This window comes from Kitasatospora sp. NPDC056327 (genome assembly GCF_042261735.1).
In the GTDB taxonomy this organism is placed as follows: Bacteria; Actinomycetota; Actinomycetes; order Streptomycetales; family Streptomycetaceae; genus Kitasatospora.
Genome location: NZ_JBHJRC010000441.1, coordinates 1 through 4,708, shown reverse-complemented (window position 1 = coordinate 4,708; position 4,708 = coordinate 1). Strand labels below are relative to the sequence as shown.

5 protein-coding genes are annotated in these 4,708 nt (G+C 76.1%); 3 read left to right on the top strand and 2 right to left on the bottom strand.

Annotated features, from left to right (window positions below):
• Window positions 1-49: 49 nt before the first annotated feature.
• Together ACFCX4_RS34835 and ACFCX4_RS34830 are read right to left on the bottom strand one after the other, a co-directional pair.
• Window positions 50-661, bottom strand: coding sequence for an NUDIX hydrolase (locus tag ACFCX4_RS34835; RefSeq protein ID WP_376151247.1), 612 nt, complete (start codon window positions 659-661; stop codon window positions 50-52).
• Window positions 658-2,217, bottom strand: a complete 1,560-nt coding sequence (locus ACFCX4_RS34830; RefSeq protein WP_376151245.1) for a zinc-dependent metalloprotease — start codon at window positions 2,215-2,217, stop codon at window positions 658-660. Before ACFCX4_RS34830 ends, ACFCX4_RS34835 begins: the two co-directional genes overlap by 4 nt.
• A gap of 209 nt (window positions 2,218-2,426) precedes the next feature.
• On the opposite strand from ACFCX4_RS34830, the gene ACFCX4_RS34825 reads away from it, so the two are divergent.
• The 3 genes from ACFCX4_RS34825 to ACFCX4_RS34815 all read left to right on the top strand — a co-directional run bounded on the left by ACFCX4_RS34825 (window position 2,427) and on the right by ACFCX4_RS34815 (window position 4,625).
• Window positions 2,427-3,575, top strand: a complete 1,149-nt coding sequence (locus tag ACFCX4_RS34825; protein WP_376151243.1) for an NAD-dependent epimerase/dehydratase family protein — start codon at window positions 2,427-2,429, stop codon at window positions 3,573-3,575.
• Between the two features lie 239 nt (window positions 3,576-3,814).
• Entirely contained in the window at window positions 3,815-4,255 is a 441-nt protein-coding gene (locus ACFCX4_RS34820) for a molybdenum cofactor biosynthesis protein MoaE (protein WP_376151241.1), read from the top strand.
• A gap of 184 nt (window positions 4,256-4,439) precedes the next feature.
• A complete protein-coding gene (locus ACFCX4_RS34815) occupies window positions 4,440-4,625 on the top strand; it encodes a hypothetical protein (protein ID WP_376151239.1) in 186 nt (61 codons plus the stop codon).
• Window positions 4,626-4,708: the final 83 nt, after the last annotated feature.

Below are 4,708 nucleotides of genomic sequence, written 5' to 3'. Positions count from 1 at the left end.
GACCTCAATGGTCCGCGCCCCTTCCGCCGTCCTGGCGCTCCCGAACGCCTCAGCCGGTGAGTTCGCGGGCGCGGGCGACGAGGGCGCGCACTGAGTGGTCCGTGAGCTCCGGGAGGCGGTCGTAGCCGAACCAGCGCAGGTCGAGCGACTCCTCGCTGATCAGCTCGCGGGCGCCGGGCGGTGCCACCGCGACGTACTGGACGTCGAGGTGGGTGCTCTCGGGCCGGTCCTTGCCGGTGCAGCGGACCTGGTGGCGGTCGAGTCTGACCGGGGCCGGCGCGCCGTCGGTGGCGAGGAGGGCGAGGCCGGGGATCCCGGACTCCTCGGTGGCCTCGCGCAGGGCGGCCGCGGCGAGGCCGGGGTCGCCCGGTTCGCAGTGGCCGCCCATCTGCAGCCACCGGCCGACCTTGGGGTGCAGGGTCAGCAGCACGCGCCCGGCGGCGGGGTCCACCACGACGGCGCTGGCGGTGATGTGCGCGGGCAGGCAGGAGCGGAACAGGCCCTCGGGCTGCTCCGCGAGGTGCCGCAGGTAGGACCGGCGCAGCTCGTCCTGCCCGGCTTCGGCGGGACGCCAGCCGTCCAGTGCCCGGACGGCGTCGGCGTGCAGCCCTTCGGTGGCCCCGTCGGGCGGTCCGGCGGGGTGCGTCTCGGTGGCCGTCATGCGGTGGGCTCGCCCTTTCCGTCGCCGTCGCCGCCGTTGCGGTCGTCCTGGCCGTCGTCCTTGGTGAGGTCGGGCTTCGGGGCGCCGGGGGCGCCGCCGGCCGCGGCCTCGCCGAGCAGCTTGTCGAGGGCGTCGAAGTCGATGCCGCCCTCCAGACCGTCGCCGGTGCCCCGGTGCACGAAGGCGTCGGGGTCGTCGAGGTCGGCGGCGGTGGGGAGCATGTCCGGGTGCTGCCAGAGGTCGTCGCGGCCGTCGGTGCCGCGGGCGTCGGCGAGCAGCGCCCAGAGGCGGGCGGCGTCGCGCAGCCGGCGCGGGCGCAGCTCCAGGCCGACGAGGGTGGCGAAGGTCTGCTCGGCGGGCCCGCCGGCGGCGCGGCGGCGGCGGACGGTCTCGCGCAGGGCGCCGGCCTGCGGCAGGTGCGGTTCGGCGGCGGCGTGCACGACCGCGTCGACCCAGCCCTCGACGAGGGCGAGCGCGGTCTCCAGCCGGGCGAGGGCGGCCTTCTGCGCCGGGGTGTCCTCGGGCTGGAGCAGGCCGCCGGCGAGGGCCTCCTGGAGGGCCTCGGGGTTGCTCGGGTCGAGCTGGCCGACCAGCTCCTCCATGCGGGAGGAGTCGACCTTGATGCCGCGGGCGTAGGCCTCGACGGCGCCCAGCAGGTGGGCGCGCAGCCACGGCACGTGGGCGAAGAGGCGCTGGTGGGCGGCCTCGCGCAGGGCGAGGTAGAGGCGGACCTCCTCGGCGGGGACGCTGAGGCCCTCGCCGAACTCGGCGACGTTCTGCGGCAGCAGCGCGGCCTTGCCGGCCGGGGCGAGCGGCAGGCCGACGTCGGCGGAGCCGACCACCTCGGCGGCGAGCGCGCCGAGCGCCTGGCCGATCTGGGTGCCGAACATGGCGCCGCCCATGGAGCGCATCATGCCCAGCAGCGGGCCGGCCATGGCCTGCATCTCCTCGGGCAGCACGCCGCCCATGGCGTTGCCGACGCGTTCGGCGACCGGGTCGACGAGGTCCTTCCAGACCGGGAGGGTGGCCTCGATCCACTCGGCGCGGCTCCAGGCGACGGCGGTGCCGGCGCCGGAGGGGAAGGTGGTGACACCGTCGAGCCAGAGATCGGCGAGCCGGACGGCCTCGGCGACGGCGGAGCGTTCGGCGGCGCCGACCGAGCGGTCCTTGCTCTTGCCCTCGGCGGGCTCGGCGACGACGGTCTGCCGGGCGATGTCCTTGGCGAGGTCCCAGTTGACCGGACCGCCCTCGAAGGAGAGCATCTGGCCGAGCTGCTGGAAGGCGGCGCCGAGGTCGTTGGGGTTGAGGCCGCCGAACATCGCGGCGAAGGGGTTGTCGCCGGCGCCGCCGGCGCCGCCCGCCCCGGGGGCGCCGGGCATGCCGGGCAGGCCCATGCCGAACAGGGCGCCCAGCGGGTTGCCCGCGGTGAAGCCGAACGGGTTGGGGCCGCTCTGGGCGCCGCCCTCGTCCTTCTTCTTCCGGTCGTCGTCGGGCTTGGCCTTGCCGTCCTCGGGCTCCTCGGGCGGAACGCCGAATCCGAAGGGAAGGTCGCTCACGGGGTCCTCGATCCGGTCGGCCGTCATACGGGTGGTGGCGGTGAAGTCTGCGTGCCCGGGGCGGTCGGTGGAGTGGGGGACCCCCGGCCGGCGGGCGGCTCCCGGGCGGCTGACCCGCGCCGGGTGCACCGCCGGGCCTCCGCCTCGGGCAGGATGGACGTACGTGACACACGTACGCACGCACATAAGCTAACCGTGGAGGATGGCCGGTGAGTTCCCCGCCTTCGGACGTTCGCTCTGGGCTGACCGGAGGAGAGGACGCCCCGGACATCACGGCGTCGCCGCCTCCAGCCTATGACGGAAGACCGCTGACCGTGGCGGTCACGGGTGCCGCCGGGGTGCTCGGCGAGCGGGTCGCGGCCCGCCTGGTCGCCTCGCCGGGGGTGCGCAAGGTCCTGGCGGTCGACGACCGGCGCGGCGAGGTGCCGGGGGTGCAGTGGCGGGTCCTGGACGTCCGGGACCCGGCGGTGGCCGAACGGCTGGCCGGGGTGGACGTGGTCGTCCACCTGGCGATGGACCTGGGCATGGAGTCGGACGCGCGGGCCCGCAGCGCCTACAACGTCCGCGGCGCGCAGACCGTGCTGACCGCGGCCGCCGCGGCCGGGGTGCACCGGGTGGTGCTGTGCACGTCGGCGATGGTCTACGGCGCCCTGCCGGACAACGAGGTGCCGCTGGCGGAGGACTCGGAGCTGCGGGCGACCGAGGAGGCCTCGCTGGTCGGGGACCTGCTGGAGATCGAGCGGCTCGCCCGCCGGGCGCCGCGGGCGCACCCGGGGCTGCAGGTGACGGTGCTGCGCCCGGCCGTGGTGGTCGGCCCGGGGGTGGACACGGTGCTGACCCGGCACTTCGAGGCGCCTCGGCTGCTGGTGGTGGCCGGGTCCCGCCCGTGCTGGCAGTTCTGTCACGTGGACGACCTGGCGGCGGCGCTGGAGTACGCGGCGCTGGGCCTGGTCGAGGGCGAGGTGACGGTCGGCTGCGACGGCTGGCTGGAGCAGGAGGACGTGGAGCGGCTGTCGGGGATCCGGCGGATGGAGCTGCCCGCCTCGCTGGCGCTGGGGACGGCGGCCCGACTGCACCGGCTGGGGCTGACGCCGGCCCCGGCGGGGGACCTCGCGTACACGATGTACCCGTGGGTGGTGTCGGGCAGCCGGCTGCACGAGGCGGGCTGGCGTCCGACGCACACCAACGAGGAGGTGCTGGCGGAGCTGCTGGCGCAGGTGGCGGGCAAGCACGCGGTGGCGGGCCGGCGGCTCGGCGGCAAGGAGGCGGCGACGAGCCTGGGCGCGGCGGGCGCGACGGTGGCGCTGGTGGGTACGGCGGCGCTGGTGCGGCGGGCGCGCAAGCGGCGCCGGTTCTGAGCGGTCTCCGGGACGGCGGGCCGGGGCCGGGCCGTCCGTCCCGGGGCGCGCGGGCACAGGGGCACAGGGGCACGCGGGCACAGGAGTGCAGGAGCACAGGGGCACGCGGGTTCGGGGCACACCGTACGGGCCGCGGGGCACACCGCACGGGCCCCGCGGACGACGGCCCCGCGGCACGCCCGTGCCGCGGCGAGGAAGGCCCTTGCCGCCGCCCGCCGGGCATGGGCAATCATGGGGGCATGTCCGAGAATCACGATCCGATCCGTCTGCTCGCGATCCGCGACACCCCGCTGTCGCTCGACGAGGTCCACGAGGCGGTGGGGGACGACGCGGCCGGCGGGACGACCGTCTTCGTCGGGACGGTCCGCGACCACGACGGCGGCAAGCAGGTCTCCGTGCTGGAGTACAGCTGCCACCCGACGGCGGAGCAGGAGCTGCGCCGGGTCGCCGAGAAGGTCGTCGCCGACTTCCCGGTCCGGGCGCTGGCCGCGGTGCACCGGGTCGGCCGGCTGGGGATCACCGACAAGGCCGTGATCGTCGCCGTGTCCTGCGCCCACCGCGGCGAGGCGTTCGCCGCCGCCCGCCGGCTGATCGACGACCTCAAGCACGAGGTGCCGATCTGGAAGCACCAGGTCTTCGCGGACGGCGAGGAGGAGTGGGTGGGCGCCGGCGGCTGCTGAGGGCCCGTCGGACGCCCCCGCGGCGAAGGCGCGCCGGTCGCTCACTCGAACGGGTGTGGGACGCTGCGCCGGATACTCCCCGGAAGTGAGCCGATCGGCCGTGCCGTAACCCGGACGGCGCCCGCGGCGTTGTCCGCCGGGATGGTTAGTCTGCTCATAGACACGACGAGCTGGGAGTACTGAGATGGCTGCGCTCGCCTGGTTGATCATTCCCTGCGTCGCCGCGGTGTTCGCCGCCGTGTGGGCGGGCTGGGCCCAACGGGCCCCGAAGGCGACGGGGGACCCGGCCTCGCTGGCCGAGCACCAGCGGTTCATGGCCGCGATGGAACGCACCACCGCCGGCGGTGGGCGGGAACGCTCCGACCGGTAGACCCGGCGGGCCGGTGACCCCGGCCCGCCCGGCGCCGCCTCAGCCGCGTACCGGACAGGCGAGGCAATCCACCCCGCGCTGCG